The sequence below is a fragment of the Marinobacter sp. genome, from assembly GCF_039977835.1.
Classification (GTDB): domain Bacteria; phylum Pseudomonadota; class Gammaproteobacteria; order Pseudomonadales; family Oleiphilaceae; genus Marinobacter.
The window spans coordinates 87348-99950 of sequence record NZ_JBDWCL010000060.1 but is presented as its reverse complement, the minus strand read 5'-3'; the positions used below and the strand labels follow the sequence as shown (position 1 = coordinate 99950).

The window sequence follows — 12603 nt, the reverse complement described above, 5'->3', positions numbered from 1 at the left end:
GCCGAGTCGCGTGTAACAGAGGGTGCCTGGAGTCCTTTATCACAACTCACTTATTGTCCGTTTCCAGGGATTTCAGGGTGGAAGGATAGCCGACATCGCCCGTTGCCTGGGTCAAGGCTTCCACGGATGTTCGTGTGTCGTCAAAGGTGATCACGGCTTCTCGATCCGGGTAGCTCACGTCGACTTGCGAAACACCGTCCACCTTGTTCAAGGCCAGCTTGATCGTAATGGGGCATGCGGAACATGTCATCCCCGGAACCGAAAGCGTCACTGTCTGCATGGCGGCCCAGGAGGGCATGCTGAGCAGGGCGAAGAGCAACGTCACAACAAAACGCATTTTCATGGAATAATCTCCTTTCAGTAGAACAGAGGCAAAGCATAGGGAAACAACAGGGCGGCCAGTATCAGCACCGCTACTGCCCAAAAGATCACCTTATAAGTCTTTCGTACCTGCGGTACGGCACACACTTCACCAGGCTGGCACTGTTCCGCTGGCCGGAAGATTCGGCGCCAGGCGAAGAACATGGCCACCAATGCAACGCCGATGAAAATCGGGCGGTAAGGTTCAAGAGCCGTGAGGTTGCCCATCCAGGCACCGGAGACACCCAGCGCGACAAGTACCAGCGGTCCGAGACAGCAGGCCGAAGCCAAAAGACCCGCAATACCTCCCGTAGCCAGGGGGCCACGCCCCGATTTGGAATTCGACATGACGCTGACACCTTTCATGGTTTCATTCGATGAGATAAGGTTACTTCCGTAGTCAGCTACGGAGTCAAGGGGTATGCCGGATAAAGCGAATTCACTGACCATCGGTGGCCTGGCTAAGGCTGCCAATGTCCATGTCGAGACAATCCGCTATTACCAGCGGCGACGTCTAGTACCGGAGCCGGAACGTCCTCCAGGTGGTATTAGGCGCTATGGTCCAGCTGATATCGAGCGGTTAATGTTCGTGAAAACCGCTCAGCAGTTGGGCTTCAGTCTTGTCGAAATCAGTGACCTGCTACAACTTGAAGATGGCACTCACTGTCAGGAGGCCAGCGCTCTGGCCGAGCACAAGTTGCGGGACGTGCGTGAGAAAATCGACCAACTGGGGAGAATCGAGAAGGTACTGGGCGAGATGGTCGAGCAGTGCCATGCCCATCCGTACAATATTACCTGCCCATTGATTGCATCATTGCATGAGGGGGCAGTGGGGGGGAACGATCAACGTGAAAGAACATGATTTTCACTCGACTGAGGGTTCGATGGAGAGCGGATGTTTTATCCCCGAATAGTCCCCACGCCCAAGCTTCTGAGGAACTTATGTGCGCCGGCAACATCTTACTCTGGTAGCCGCATTGGCGGATACGGTGATGGAGCGTGTCTGTTTGCACCTCCGCCAATGTAGGTTAAAGTGGACGACTATCTTCCCACGCGGAAGATGTTTTAGCTGTTCTGTAATCAGGATATCAGTGCGATGACCACACGGCTTATGGGACTGGCAGTACTACTGCTCGTGGCTCTTCTCCCCGTTGCACAGGGAGTTGCCGCGACCTCTTTTGAGGTGGAACCCATGGTCGAGGCTTGTGTCATGTTGCCAGACACCCAGGTGATGCATGACTGCGCCGGGCTCAATGCCGAGGGCAGCTGCAGTAGCCCGTGTTCAACGTCCCATGTCGGGAAATCTGCAATTAGAGACTCGGTAGTGCTGTTATCTTCCCCCTGCCCGAAAGGCTATTCTTCTCATTCCGGCCGTGTACTTTCTGGCCCAGACCCTTTTCCTCCCAAGTATTCAACAGTCTTCTGAACCTTTGATTACCAGAGGCTTTCGCTTCGAGTGCCTGTCGTTTGGCCTTTTGCGGTAGACCATCACGTAGGCAGCTTTGCTGGTGATTTTATCGACTGATGAATACATGAAAACGGGAACGTATCTGTGATGTCATTCTATCTGGAATACCCGGTGCGCGGCATGACCGTGCTCTGCCATAAGCTTTCGGTGGCACTTTTTTTGAGTTTATTCGCTGCCTTGGCCTCGGCGTCACCACCAATGGACCCGGGAATCGAGGCGCTGCAGGAGAGAGTCGGTTTTACGGTGACTGAACGCTTCTCCACGCCGGCCGAGGGCGTGACTGGCTATGTTGTAAAGACTCGCGACGGAAAAACCGGGATCATCTATGGTCTCGGTGATCTCACTTTTTCCGGCGTACTTCTGGAGAGTGATGGCAACGATCTGACCCGCGAATATTCCGCTCGTTATATACCGAAGCCGACGTATGCGTCGGTTGCCAAACAGCTCTCCTGGGACCCCCATCTGGTGAGCGAGGGCGAGGAAGATGCCCCTGAGGTCTATATCTTCGCGGATCCCAACTGCATTTTTTGCCACAAATTCTGGCAACAAACGAGGGATTGGGTTGCGGAGGGGAAAGTCAGGTTGCACTGGGTCATGGTCGGGTTTCTCAAACCATCCAGCCCGGGGCTTTCTGCAGCAATCATGAACGCAGAGGATCGAGCCGCGGCGCTCCAGGTGTTTGAGGAAAACTTCGGAAAAAGCGGTGACGGCCGCGGAATTTCTGAACTCACTCCGATCCCGGCCGACCTTCAAAAGGCCCTCGAACAACACGGTCAGTGGATGGCCGAGGCGGGTTTCAGTGGAACGCCAGGGCTGCTGTACAAGGACACGAGCGGACAATGGCGAGGCCAGACTGGTGCGCCCAGTCAGGAAGAGCTCGGCAGGATGCTGGGAGTCACTGAGTAATGGATCAGCTGCCCTCATTACTCATTGCCGGCCAGATCATGATGGCGGTTATGGCAGGTCTACTGCTGAACCTGACGCCCTGCGTGCTGCCCGCGATCCCCATCAAGGTCCGGACCATCCTGCGGGAGGCGGGCGGCCAGAGGTCCCATCGGGTGCTGGCCGCGTTGGCATTCACGGCCGGAACACTCACCTTTTTCCTGACGCTGGGCGGCCTGACCGCACTGCTGCAGTGGAACTGGGGCACGTTGTTCCAGTCAACGCTATTCGTGGCCGTCCTGGTTGCGTTAATGGTCGGGTTTGCGGTGATTACCTGGCTCGATCTGCCCATCCCCGTCCCGACATTCGCCGCCTCGGCGCATGGCCGGCGTTACTTTGAAGCCTATGTATCCGGGCTGTTGAGTGCGATTCTGGCCGCGCCCTGCGCAGGACCATTCCTCGGTGGCGTTCTGGCCTTTGCCGTTACCCAGCCGACACCGGTCATCATGGGGATATTCGGCAGTATCGGGCTGGGGCTGTCGTTGCCCTACGCGGTACTGATGCTCAGGCCCGAGTGGCTGAGCCGGTTGCCCAAGGCGGGCCCCTGGACCCTGGCCATTCGTGAAGTGCTCGCGCTGATATTGCTGGCCGCCGCCGTCTTTTTCAGCGCGAGCCTGGTGCCCAAAGCGGTATACCCCTGGCTGTGGTGGGCCTGGCTGGCGCTGGTGCTGGTCTGGGGTCTCCGTCGTTTCGTTCAGGGGAGCGGTGCCGTTCGCGTGATCACTGCAACGGCGACAGGCCTTGCCCTTGCGGTGACAGTGGTATTCGCATCTCCGTTGGGCAGCGGCGAAGACGAACTTGTCTGGCAGCCCTACTCCGCAGAACTCCTGGCGGACACAAAAGCCCGTGGCACGCCGTATTTGCTGGAGTTCACTGCCGATTGGTGCATCAACTGCAAGGTCCTGGAGCGCACCGTGTATAAAGAGCCCGCTGTGGCTGAAGCCGTAGCGCGGGCCGGCATGGTGCCGATTCAGGTGGATGTGACAGCAAGCGATCCCGAAAAAGACGCATTGTTAACCGCGACGGGTGGGCAAGCTTTGCCTTTTGCGGCGATTTTTGACGCTGACGGCACCGTTGTCGCCCGTTTCACTGGGCTCTTTGATACCGACAGCCTGGTCGAGGCGATCAACCGCACCGAGAATTCACAACCCTAGATACTGGAGATGAACCATGACAACCCAAGCCAAAGTATTGCTGACCGGCATAGCGGTTTTTCTGATCGCGATCGCGGCGTTCATGTTGATCGGTACCAATTCCGGAAAGGCCCCTGGCTCAGCCCAGCCTGAACAAGCCAGTTCCGACCCCCAGGCGCCAGTTGCCCGCACGGGGTTGGCAGATTCTTCCGATAAGGTCCGCCTCAATCTTGCGGAAGGCGGCAAAGCCCTGATAGGGGAGACCGGTGAAATCGTTCTGACACTGGACATTGAACCGGGCTGGCACGTGAATGCGAATCCAGCCTCCATGGAGTTTCTGATCCCCACCGTCGCCAAGTCTTCGGCTGGCGGCCAGTCGCTCGATATTCCGACGGAGTACCCGCGCGGCCGGGTCAGTGACATTGTGCTGGGTGACACCGCCCTGGAGGTGTACGACGACGGTGCGAGCATCCGGCTGCTGCCAGATGAAAAACAGACCACCGCGCTGAAAGAGGCAGGCAAGCTTGACATGACAGTACGGGTGCAAGCCTGCAGTGACGAGGGCGTTTGCCTGGCACCAGCTGACCTGCCCGTTGCGCTGAATCTGGACGATACCAAGCCACAATAACCCGGGACTCCCTTCGGAAAACAACTCAAATGGAGAATGACTGTGAACAGCTTATTCAGAGTATTCCTGATTGCCGTGATTGCCCTGGTCAGCAGCAATGCCATGGCTCACTCCATGGAAGATGTGGAGGCCTCATTGAACGAGAAAGAGCGATATGCCCAGTTCGTGGATCAGCCGGCCCCTCCATTTGATCTTACAGGCGTTGATGGCAATACCCTTTCCCTTGCCGACTTAAACGGCAAAACCGTTGTGCTCAATTTTCTCTACACGCGCTGTACCGAGGCCTGCCCTTTTCATATGAACCTGATACGGCAGTTGCAAACCGGGGTTGAAGAAGAAGGGCTGAGTGAAGAGGTGGTGTTCATCACCATTGCCACTGATCGCGAGGATATTGCCGGTACCCGGGACAACATGCGCGCGTATGGCGACAATTTCGACCTGAACCCCGATAATTGGCACTTTCTGTACCGGGGCGAAGGCGAATCGCCCGGGTTGACGTCGGAGCTCGCCAAGGCCTACGGCGTTCAGTTCAGGGATACGGGTGAGGGTGTACAGGTCCATGGCGTGGTAACCCACGTGATTGACCCGGAAGGTCAGATGCGGGCCCGGTTCCATGGATTAAAATTCAAGCCTGAGCATCTGGTGACCTACCTTACGGCCATTGCCAAAGGCCCCAACGCGGCAGCCGGTGATGGGTTCTGGGGCCGGCTGCACGGGCGCATTGAAGCGTTGCTACAGAGCGAGTAACGCGTGGGGCACCATGCCGGCAGCAAACCGACCACTGTAATCAGGAGAAATGTCTAATGAGTCACCAGCGCATATCCGCCGCCCGGGGAATCGCCGTAGTCTTTTTCGCGCTTGCTATTTCCATAGCCGCTCCAGTTATGGCTGCAGGGAAGGTTCCGAAGTCCGTGGGGCCCCAGGGGTTCCTGATCTGGGAGTCCCCTCGCACTCTGCCCGAGCTGGCTTTTGAGGACGAAGACGGCAGGCCGCTGACACTGGCTGACTTTAAGGGTAAGGCGATATTGCTCAATATCTGGGCGACCTGGTGCCTGCCTTGCCGTGAGGAAATGCCGACGCTGGACTCACTTCAGGCTCAACTGGGCGGCGAGCAATTTGAAGTGGTCGCGCTGTCCGTTGACCACGCAGGCATCAGTGTTGTTGAGAAATTCTACCGGAAAACAGGCATCCAACATCTTCGCCAGTATATTGATCCGTCGACACTGGCGACCTCAACACTGGGCATAGCAGGTGTTCCTACAACGCTGCTGATTGATCACGACGGTCGCGAAATTGGCCGTCTGGTCGGTGCCGCGGAATGGGACAGCCCGGCCATGGTGGATTTGATGACCCGCACCATTGAAGGGGTTCCGGACTGACTGGATTTACGCAATTGAAAAGGCAGGTGCGTAATGCTTCAAGCTACTACTGCATGCTTCCTTCGCTGAGCCCTTCGAGAACCCCGCAGGCCTCAATTTCCCGATCATCGTTACAACTCGCTCGCAGCGACACAAGTTGTTTCTCCAGTACCTGCAGATCGGTTATCTGAGACCGTACTTGAGCGATGTGATCATCAAGCAAGGTGTTGATGGCCCTGCAAGGCTGATGGGGCGCGCCCTGATAACGCTGTAACTCGTGAATTTCAGCGAGTGACAGCTCAAGTATTCTGCAGCGCCGGATAAAAGCCAGTCGCTCAACATGCCGTTCGGTGTAAATACGGTAGCCGTTGTCCTGACGATCCGGCGGTGGTAACAAGCCCTCTCGCTCATAGAAACGGATGGTCTGGGTGTCAACCCCTACGGACCGCGCCAACTGACCAATGCGCATCGGGTGTCTCCTCAACAAATGGTATCTGCTCTATTGACCTTATAGTGGCTATATGGTTTTAAATCATAATCCGACAATACTCAAGTGGAGCCGTATCATGAGTAAATCCTGTGAAGGCGCCTGTGGCTGCGACGCAACACCCGCCGAGGGTAACGCCGGGTCGGAGGCCTCTGAAGCGTCCGGCAACTGGATCAGTGTGTATACCGTACCGAAGATGGATTGTCCTTCGGAGGAACGGATGATTCGACTGGCCCTGAATGGTTTTGAAGACATTCGCGGGCTGTCCTTCGACCTGTCTGATCGGCGGTTGAAGGTTGTGCACGATGGCGAGGCTGAGCCTATCACCGCGAAGCTGGCGACCCTCGGGCTGGGAGCTTCGCTTCAGGAAACGGCCGCTGCCGACCCTGAATCAATCAAGGCGCTCGGGGGTACGGCTATCTCGGCCGAGCAGGAGTCGGGCACCCTGCGTTGGTTGCTCGGTATCAATGCTGTCCTGTTTGTGGTGGAAATGACGGCCGGCCTGATCGCGCACTCCACCGGTTTGATTGCAGAATCCCTGGACAATTTTGCCGACGCGGCCGTGTATGGGCTCGCCCTGTATGCGGTTGGGCACAGCGTGAAAATGCAGGTGCGTGCGGCGCATCTCGCGGGCGTACTCCAACTGATACTGGCTGTAGGCGTACTTGCAGAGGTGGTGAGGCGCTTTGTCTTCGGCAGTGAGCCGGAGTCGCTGGTAATGATGGGGATTGCGTTCATTGCATTGATCGCCAATACCACCTGTCTGCTGCTGATATCCAAACATCGGGAGGGCGGTGCCCACATGAAGGCGAGCTGGATATTCTCAGCCAACGATGTGGTGATCAATCTGGGGGTCATTACCGCTGGCGCCCTGGTCGCGTGGACTGGCTCCAACTACCCGGACCTGATCATCGGCAGCATTGCGGGGGTTATCGTACTCAACGGGGCCAGGCGCATCCTCGCGCTTAAGGGTTAAACAATGTCCATCGTTGCCAAAAAACACTTGCCGTATGGCCTGCTGGCTATTTCGGGCCTGATTGCGGCGTCTGATCAGGTTGTAAAATGGCTGGTCCAGCAGTCAATGGCGTATGGCGAATCGATTCCGGTGACCCCGTTCTTTAACTGGGTTCATGTCTGGAACACCGGCGCCGCATTCAGCCTGTTTGCCGATGGCGGAGGTTGGCAGCGATACTTTCTTATCACAGTCGCGGTAGTTGTCTCATTTGTACTGATCACGCTGATTCTTCAGTGCCGCCGCAGGGGAGAAGCCATCGCGTACAGCCTTATTCTTGGCGGTGCCGTGGGCAACCTGATTGACCGGATATTTCGTGGCTATGTTGTGGATTCCTTTGATGTCTATTGGCAATCCTGGCACTGGCCAGCCTTTAACCTTGCCGATATCGCCATTGTGCTGGGCACCGTGCTTTTCCTCTATGTCAGTTTCATACCCGAAAAATCGGGCACGAACGTCGAGCTCGATGGATCAGGCTAAAAAACATCTGACAAACGCCTTGACCTTAAAGTTGACTTTAAAGATATCGTCTGTACTGACGAACCGAGAACGACAGCCAAAGCAAAGGAGAATGAAACGATGACATTGCAACTTGGAGAAACCGCTCCCGATTTCACCGTCGCATCCACCGAGGGAAACATTCAGTTTCATGAGTGGCTGGGAGACGACTGGGCCGTGCTGTTTTCACACCCCGCCGACTACACCCCCGTCTGTACTACAGAGCTCGGCGCCTTCGCCAAGCGTAAGGACGAGTTCGCCAGTCGCGGTGTGAAGCTGATCGGGGTCTCCGTCGACCCGCTCGACTCCCATAAAGACTGGGCGAAGGATATCGAGAAAACCCAGGGCACGGGGCTCAATTTTCCCCTGTTGGCAGACAAAGATCAGGTGGTTGCTGACCAGTACGGAATGATCCATCCAAAAGCCGATCCCAAGGTGACTGTTCGAACGGTATTCATTATCGATTCCGCGAAGAAAATCCGTCTGATGCTGACGTATCCGCCCAGCACCGGGCGCAATCTGGACGAGATCCTGCGCGTCATTGATTCGCTCCAGCTGACCGACAACCACAAAGTGGCCACGCCGGTGGACTGGAAGAATGGCGAGGATGTAATCATCGTTCCGTCGCTCTCCAACGAAGAGGCCAAAGAGCGCTTCCCCGAGGGATGGAATGAGCAGACCCCGTACCTGCGCGTTACCCGCCAACCTGGTCGGAAGTAATAGGGAATTCGTCAGCCGGCCGTGCGGCTGGCTGACGAAGCAATACCTGAGAACCCCTTACCGATAGGTTCGGTCATCGCCGAACCCTTAAACGAACACGGCCCCGAAATGCTAACCCTGACAGTCCCTGAAGTTGGTCTCTTCGCGTTACTGATTGCACTTTGCCTGTCGCTGCTTCAGGCGACCGTGCCCCTGCTGGGAGCTGCCACCCGGCGCCCGTTGTGGATGGCGTTTGCAGAGCCCATGGCGTGGGGGCAATTTGTCTTTCTACTGGTTTCTTATGCCAGCCTGACCGCCAGTTTTCTTCTGGATGATTTCAGCGTGGACTATGTGGCCCGTAATTCGAACTCGATGCTGCCCTGGTACTACAAGTTCACCGCCGTCTGGGGATCTCACGAAGGCTCGGTGCTGTTATGGAGTCTGATTCTCAGTGGCTGGGGCTTTGCCGTCAGTCTGTTTTCCCGCCAGTTGCCACGGGATATGCTGGCACGGGTTCTGGGGGTTCTGGGTGTCGTCAGCGCAGGATTTCTGCTTTTTATCGTCGTTACGTCCAACCCCTTCGATCGCCTGCTTCCCGGCATACCAACCGACGGTGCCGATCTGAATCCATTGTTGCAGGATGTTGGCCTGATCATCCACCCGCCGATGCTTTACATGGGGTATGTGGGTTTTTCAGTGGTCTTTGCTTTTGCCATCGCTGCGCTGATCGAAGGGCGTCTTGATGCGGCCTGGACGCGCTGGGTTCGGCCGTGGACCAACATTGCCTGGGCGTTTCTCACCCTCGGCATCGCTCTGGGTAGCTGGTGGGCCTACTATGAGCTGGGTTGGGGCGGCTGGTGGTTCTGGGATCCGGTGGAAAATGCATCGCTCCTGCCCTGGCTGAGCGGGACCGCGCTGATACATTCACTGGCGGTCACGGAAAAGCGCGGCACGTTCAAGAGCTGGACGGCGCTGCTGGCGATTTTCACTTTTTCACTCTCGTTACTGGGTACCTTCCTGGTGCGCTCAGGTGTACTGACCTCGGTTCATGCCTTTGCCAATGATCCGTCAAGGGGGCTCTTCATTCTGGCGTTGCTGGGTATAACGGTCGGCGTCTCGCTGTTGATCTTTGCGCTACGGGCGCCGCGAATGAGCGCCAATGCGGGCTTTAGCTGGCTTTCCCGGGATGCACTGTTACTGATCAACAATATTTTGCTGGTTATCATGACGATCACGGTCCTGATGGGCACCCTGTATCCCTTGATCCTGGATGCACTCGGGCTGGGCAAAATCAGTATCGGCGCGCCCTACTTTAATAGTTTGTTCGTGCCTCTAACTGTCATACTTTGTGCCTTTATGGGGCTGGGGCCGGTCGCACGCTGGAAGCAGATGCCCGGTCGCGAGCTGTTCCGGCGGCTTCTGGGGGCGGGCCTGGCCGCACTGGCGATTGCGGTATCGATACCGTTTCTTTACGACGGCCAGTGGAACGTCGCCGTGGCGCTGGGGCTGGTGGCGGCCCTGTGGGTGGTACTGGGGTTGGTGCGCGACCTGTTTGATAAAGTCCGAAATGCGTCCTCTGCGCTGGCCGGGTTGCGTAAGTTGACCCCTTCATACTGGGGCATGGTGGTCGGCCACGTGGGCCTGGCCGTCACCATCGTGGGCGTGGTGATGGTGTCGAACTACGCCATGGAGCGTAATGTGCGGCTTGATATCGGTGAGCAGGTAGATCTGGGCGGGTACGCTTTCACGTTGACCGAACTGGGCGAGCGTCGGGGGCCCAACTTCCTGGCCGACACGGCGACCATCGAGGTTGCCCGTGAAGGCCGGATTGTCACCACCCTGTACCCGGAGAAGCGCCTGTACATTGCCCGTGGGCAGCCGATGACCGATGTCGCACTCGACCCCGGCCTGTTGCGGGACCTTTACGTGGCCATGGGGGAGGAGCTGGACGACGGCAGCTGGGCAATGCGCATACAGGTCAAGCCCTTCGTACGTTGGCTTTGGCTGGGTGCGCTGCTGATGGCCTCCGGGGGCGTGCTGGCTGTGGCGGATCGTCGCTATCGTCGCCGTGCCGCTGCAGCTGATAGGGAATCGATGAGGCCGACGCGCGAGGTTCGCGCATGATGCGTCGCCTGTTGCTGCTGCTTCCTTTTTTGGTGTTCCTTGGCCTGGCTTTCTTTTTGTACCGGGGGCTTTCGCTGGACCCCAGTGCTCGCGAGTCGGCCCTGATAGGTCAGGCGTTTCCCGCGTTCACGCTCCCGACGCTGGAAGACCCTTACACCGAGGTGGATGAATCCCTGCTCCGCGGGCAGATGTCTCTGGTCAATGTCTGGGCGTCATGGTGCCCGACCTGCAAGGAGGAAATGCCCCAGCTACTGGCGCTCTCCGAACGCGGCATTCAGATGGTGGGCATCAACTATAAAGACACCCGTGACCTGGGGCGACAGTTTCTTGAAGAGTTTGGAAAACCTTTCGAGGTCAACATCTTCGATCCTGCCGGTGACCTGGGTTTCGAGCTTGGCGTGTATGGCGTGCCCGAAACCTTCCTGGTCGATGCAAACGGTATCGTTCGATACAAGCACGTCGGTTACATAACGCCCGCCCAGGTGGATGAAGTCATGGCGGAGGTAGAGAAATGGCGCTAACCCTGAAGATCCGTTGCTGTGTGGTCATCGTGCTTTTGATGGCCTCGTTCCAGTCGATGGCGGATACGGCAATTGATGCGCGTCATTTCGAGGATCCGGTGATGGCGGAGCGTTATCGCGACCTTACGGCGTCATTGCGGTGCCCTAAATGTGATGCTCAAGCCATCGACAGCTCCGATTCGCCGGTGGCGGCGGACATGCGGGAGCGGGTAGCGCTGATGCTTCATGAGGGGCGTGCGGATAAGGAAATTCTTGATTTCATGGCTAATCGTTTTGGCGAGTTCGTTCTTTACAATCCGCGCCTTGACGGGCGCACGTGGCTGCTTTGGGCATTGCCGGCAGCGCTGGTAGCAGGAGGCGCCCTGGTTGTGATTGCCTTTGTCCGGGCACGCAGGCACCGGCGAGTGCGGCCGCTCTCCGAGGAGGAGCGTACCCGCCTGTCCTCTTTGATTCATCGTCATCGTGAGAGGTCGGAATGACTATGCTCTGGTTAAGTATCGGCACACTGTTGCTTATAGCGCTGTGGTTCCTGAGTCTACCGTTGCGAAGAGCAAGGGCGATCCATGACTGGCAGCAGCGGTTTGAGGCCGATGATCACGCTGAGGCGCAAAACCTGGCCGTCTATGAACGCCGGCTTTCAGCCCTGAAAAGCGCCCGCGATCGCGGCGAGATTGACGTCGCCCGTTTTGAAGAAGGCCGCCACGAGCTGGACCGCAATCTGCTGGAGGACACCGAGGCCCATCGCCGAATGCCTCTCAGGCGCCCCCTGTCAGGACGTTTGATGATTCCACTGGTGATAACGGCAGTCATGGCTGCCAGCATGATCGGCTATCGATGGCTGGGTGCCGATGGCGATCTGGCGCTGCATGCCGCCCAGCAGGACGTGCTCAACACGCCCGGTGCCTCAATGAAAACCCTGGTTGGTCGGCTCGAAGAGGAAGCCGGGACTCAGCCGGATAATCCCAAGGTCTGGTCCTTGCTGTTTCCGCTTTACCAGAAGATCGGTCAACCGGGTCAGGCGATTGACGCCCTGGAACGACTGATCGAACTGGAAGGCCGCAGAGTAGATCTTCTGGCCCAACTGGCTCAGATAAAATTCTTTGTGGCCGGGCGCAGCCTGACCGATGAAGTGCATGCGCTGATCGACGAAATACTCGACAAGGATCCACGTGAGCCAACGGCGCTGGGCATACTGGGGGTCGAGGCCTTTGACGACGGCCGCTATGAACAGGCGATCAATTACTGGCGCCGGGCATTGGCTGGCTTCGGCGATAACGAGTCCGCACAGGCCATGCGCAGCGGTATCGCTGTTGCCAGGCAACGATTGGAGGAGACAGCCAATGGAGCGGAACGTGTTACTGATTGAAACCCTA

At 57.4% G+C, this 12603-nt stretch carries 16 protein-coding genes; 13 read left to right on the top strand and 3 right to left on the bottom strand.

Going from position 1 to position 12603, the window contains the following annotated elements; all coding sequences use genetic code 11:
- Positions 1-46 precede the first annotated feature (46 nt).
- Positions 47-343: a mercury resistance system periplasmic binding protein MerP gene (gene merP / locus ABJM11_RS17150; RefSeq protein ID WP_348293779.1), complete on the bottom strand. Its 297-nt coding sequence runs from the start codon at positions 341-343 to the stop codon at positions 47-49.
- A 14-nt stretch (positions 344-357) separates the two neighbouring features.
- On the bottom strand, positions 358-708 hold the full coding sequence (gene merT / locus ABJM11_RS17145) for a mercuric ion transporter MerT (protein ID WP_348293777.1): 351 nt from the start codon (positions 706-708) through the stop codon (positions 358-360).
- A 73-nt stretch (positions 709-781) separates the two neighbouring features.
- Between merT and merR the strand changes: the two genes are divergently transcribed.
- From merR to ABJM11_RS17115, 6 genes are all read left to right on the top strand, one after another.
- Positions 782-1222, top strand: a complete 441-nt coding sequence (gene merR, locus ABJM11_RS17140) for an Hg(II)-responsive transcriptional regulator (protein WP_348293775.1) — start codon at positions 782-784, stop codon at positions 1220-1222.
- 693 nt (positions 1223-1915) lie between these two features.
- Entirely contained in the window at positions 1916-2734 is an 819-nt protein-coding gene (gene dsbG, locus ABJM11_RS17135) for a thiol:disulfide interchange protein DsbG (RefSeq protein WP_348293774.1), read from the top strand.
- Positions 2734-3924 carry a protein-disulfide reductase DsbD gene (locus tag ABJM11_RS17130; RefSeq protein WP_011784889.1) on the top strand — a complete coding sequence of 397 codons (1191 nt, stop codon included), beginning with the start codon at positions 2734-2736 and terminating at the stop codon, positions 3922-3924. Before dsbG ends, ABJM11_RS17130 begins: the two co-directional genes overlap by 1 nt.
- Before the next feature lie 16 nt (positions 3925-3940).
- The gene (locus ABJM11_RS17125) at positions 3941-4531 is read left to right on the top strand and encodes a protein-disulfide reductase DsbD domain-containing protein (RefSeq protein WP_348293773.1); all 591 of its coding nucleotides are present in this window, start codon (positions 3941-3943) and stop codon (positions 4529-4531) included.
- 42 nt (positions 4532-4573) lie between these two features.
- Complete coding sequence (locus tag ABJM11_RS17120; RefSeq protein ID WP_348293772.1) at positions 4574-5278, top strand: SCO family protein; 705 nt, start codon at positions 4574-4576, stop codon at positions 5276-5278.
- Positions 5279-5334: 56 nt separating this feature from the next.
- Complete coding sequence (locus ABJM11_RS17115; RefSeq protein WP_348293771.1) at positions 5335-5910, top strand: TlpA disulfide reductase family protein; 576 nt, start codon at positions 5335-5337, stop codon at positions 5908-5910.
- 46 nt (positions 5911-5956) lie between these two features.
- Here the strand turns inward: ABJM11_RS17115 and cadR are convergent, their stop codons facing one another.
- Positions 5957-6358 carry a Cd(II)/Pb(II)-responsive transcriptional regulator gene (gene cadR, locus ABJM11_RS17110; RefSeq protein ID WP_008173755.1) on the bottom strand — a complete coding sequence of 134 codons (402 nt, stop codon included), beginning with the start codon at positions 6356-6358 and terminating at the stop codon, positions 5957-5959.
- A gap of 97 nt (positions 6359-6455) precedes the next feature.
- Between cadR and ABJM11_RS17105 the strand changes: the two genes are divergently transcribed.
- From ABJM11_RS17105 to ccmI, 7 genes are all read left to right on the top strand, one after another.
- Positions 6456-7352, top strand: a complete 897-nt coding sequence (locus ABJM11_RS17105; RefSeq protein WP_348293770.1) for a cation transporter — start codon at positions 6456-6458, stop codon at positions 7350-7352.
- 3 nt (positions 7353-7355) lie between these two features.
- A complete protein-coding gene (gene lspA / locus ABJM11_RS17100; protein ID WP_348293769.1) occupies positions 7356-7868 on the top strand; it encodes a signal peptidase II in 513 nt (170 codons plus the stop codon).
- Between the two features lie 99 nt (positions 7869-7967).
- The gene (locus ABJM11_RS17095; protein ID WP_348293768.1) at positions 7968-8606 is read left to right on the top strand and encodes a peroxiredoxin; all 639 of its coding nucleotides are present in this window, start codon (positions 7968-7970) and stop codon (positions 8604-8606) included.
- A gap of 108 nt (positions 8607-8714) precedes the next feature.
- Positions 8715-10709: a heme lyase CcmF/NrfE family subunit gene (locus ABJM11_RS17090; protein ID WP_348293766.1), complete on the top strand. Its 1995-nt coding sequence runs from the start codon at positions 8715-8717 to the stop codon at positions 10707-10709.
- Positions 10709-11230, top strand: a complete 522-nt coding sequence (locus ABJM11_RS17085) for a DsbE family thiol:disulfide interchange protein (protein ID WP_407070012.1) — start codon at positions 10709-10711, stop codon at positions 11228-11230. The genes ABJM11_RS17090 and ABJM11_RS17085 overlap by 1 nt, the downstream gene beginning before the upstream one ends.
- The gene (locus tag ABJM11_RS17080; RefSeq protein WP_011784903.1) at positions 11221-11709 is read left to right on the top strand and encodes a cytochrome c-type biogenesis protein; all 489 of its coding nucleotides are present in this window, start codon (positions 11221-11223) and stop codon (positions 11707-11709) included. Before ABJM11_RS17085 ends, ABJM11_RS17080 begins: the two co-directional genes overlap by 10 nt.
- Positions 11706-12596, top strand: coding sequence for a c-type cytochrome biogenesis protein CcmI (ccmI, locus tag ABJM11_RS17075; protein WP_011784904.1), 891 nt, complete (start codon positions 11706-11708; stop codon positions 12594-12596). Before ABJM11_RS17080 ends, ccmI begins: the two co-directional genes overlap by 4 nt.
- The last annotated feature ends 7 nt before the right edge of the window (positions 12597-12603 follow it).

Bases quoted from the DNA above. Each gene is read 5' to 3' on its own strand.
- ABJM11_RS17125 (WP_348293773.1), top strand. From the start codon at position 3,941: ATGACAACCCAAGCCAAAGTATTGCTGACCGGCATAGCGGTTTTTCTG.
- ABJM11_RS17130 (WP_011784889.1), top strand. From the start codon at position 2,734: ATGGATCAGCTGCCCTCATTACTCATTGCCGGCCAGATCATGATGGCG.
- dsbG (WP_348293774.1), top strand. From the start codon at position 1,916: ATGTCATTCTATCTGGAATACCCGGTGCGCGGCATGACCGTGCTCTGC.
- merR (WP_348293775.1), top strand. From the start codon at position 782: ATGCCGGATAAAGCGAATTCACTGACCATCGGTGGCCTGGCTAAGGCT.
- merT (WP_348293777.1), bottom strand. From the start codon at position 708: ATGTCGAATTCCAAATCGGGGCGTGGCCCCCTGGCTACGGGAGGTATT.
- ABJM11_RS17105 (WP_348293770.1), top strand. From the start codon at position 6,456: ATGAGTAAATCCTGTGAAGGCGCCTGTGGCTGCGACGCAACACCCGCC.
- lspA (WP_348293769.1), top strand. From the start codon at position 7,356: ATGTCCATCGTTGCCAAAAAACACTTGCCGTATGGCCTGCTGGCTATT.
- ABJM11_RS17115 (WP_348293771.1), top strand. From the start codon at position 5,335: ATGAGTCACCAGCGCATATCCGCCGCCCGGGGAATCGCCGTAGTCTTT.
- ABJM11_RS17095 (WP_348293768.1), top strand. From the start codon at position 7,968: ATGACATTGCAACTTGGAGAAACCGCTCCCGATTTCACCGTCGCATCC.
- merP (WP_348293779.1), bottom strand. From the start codon at position 343: ATGAAAATGCGTTTTGTTGTGACGTTGCTCTTCGCCCTGCTCAGCATG.
- ABJM11_RS17080 (WP_011784903.1), top strand. From the start codon at position 11,221: ATGGCGCTAACCCTGAAGATCCGTTGCTGTGTGGTCATCGTGCTTTTG.
- cadR (WP_008173755.1), bottom strand. From the start codon at position 6,358: ATGCGCATTGGTCAGTTGGCGCGGTCCGTAGGGGTTGACACCCAGACC.
- ABJM11_RS17085 (WP_407070012.1), top strand. From the start codon at position 10,709: ATGCGTCGCCTGTTGCTGCTGCTTCCTTTTTTGGTGTTCCTTGGCCTG.
- ccmI (WP_011784904.1), top strand. From the start codon at position 11,706: ATGACTATGCTCTGGTTAAGTATCGGCACACTGTTGCTTATAGCGCTG.
- ABJM11_RS17090 (WP_348293766.1), top strand. From the start codon at position 8,715: ATGCTAACCCTGACAGTCCCTGAAGTTGGTCTCTTCGCGTTACTGATT.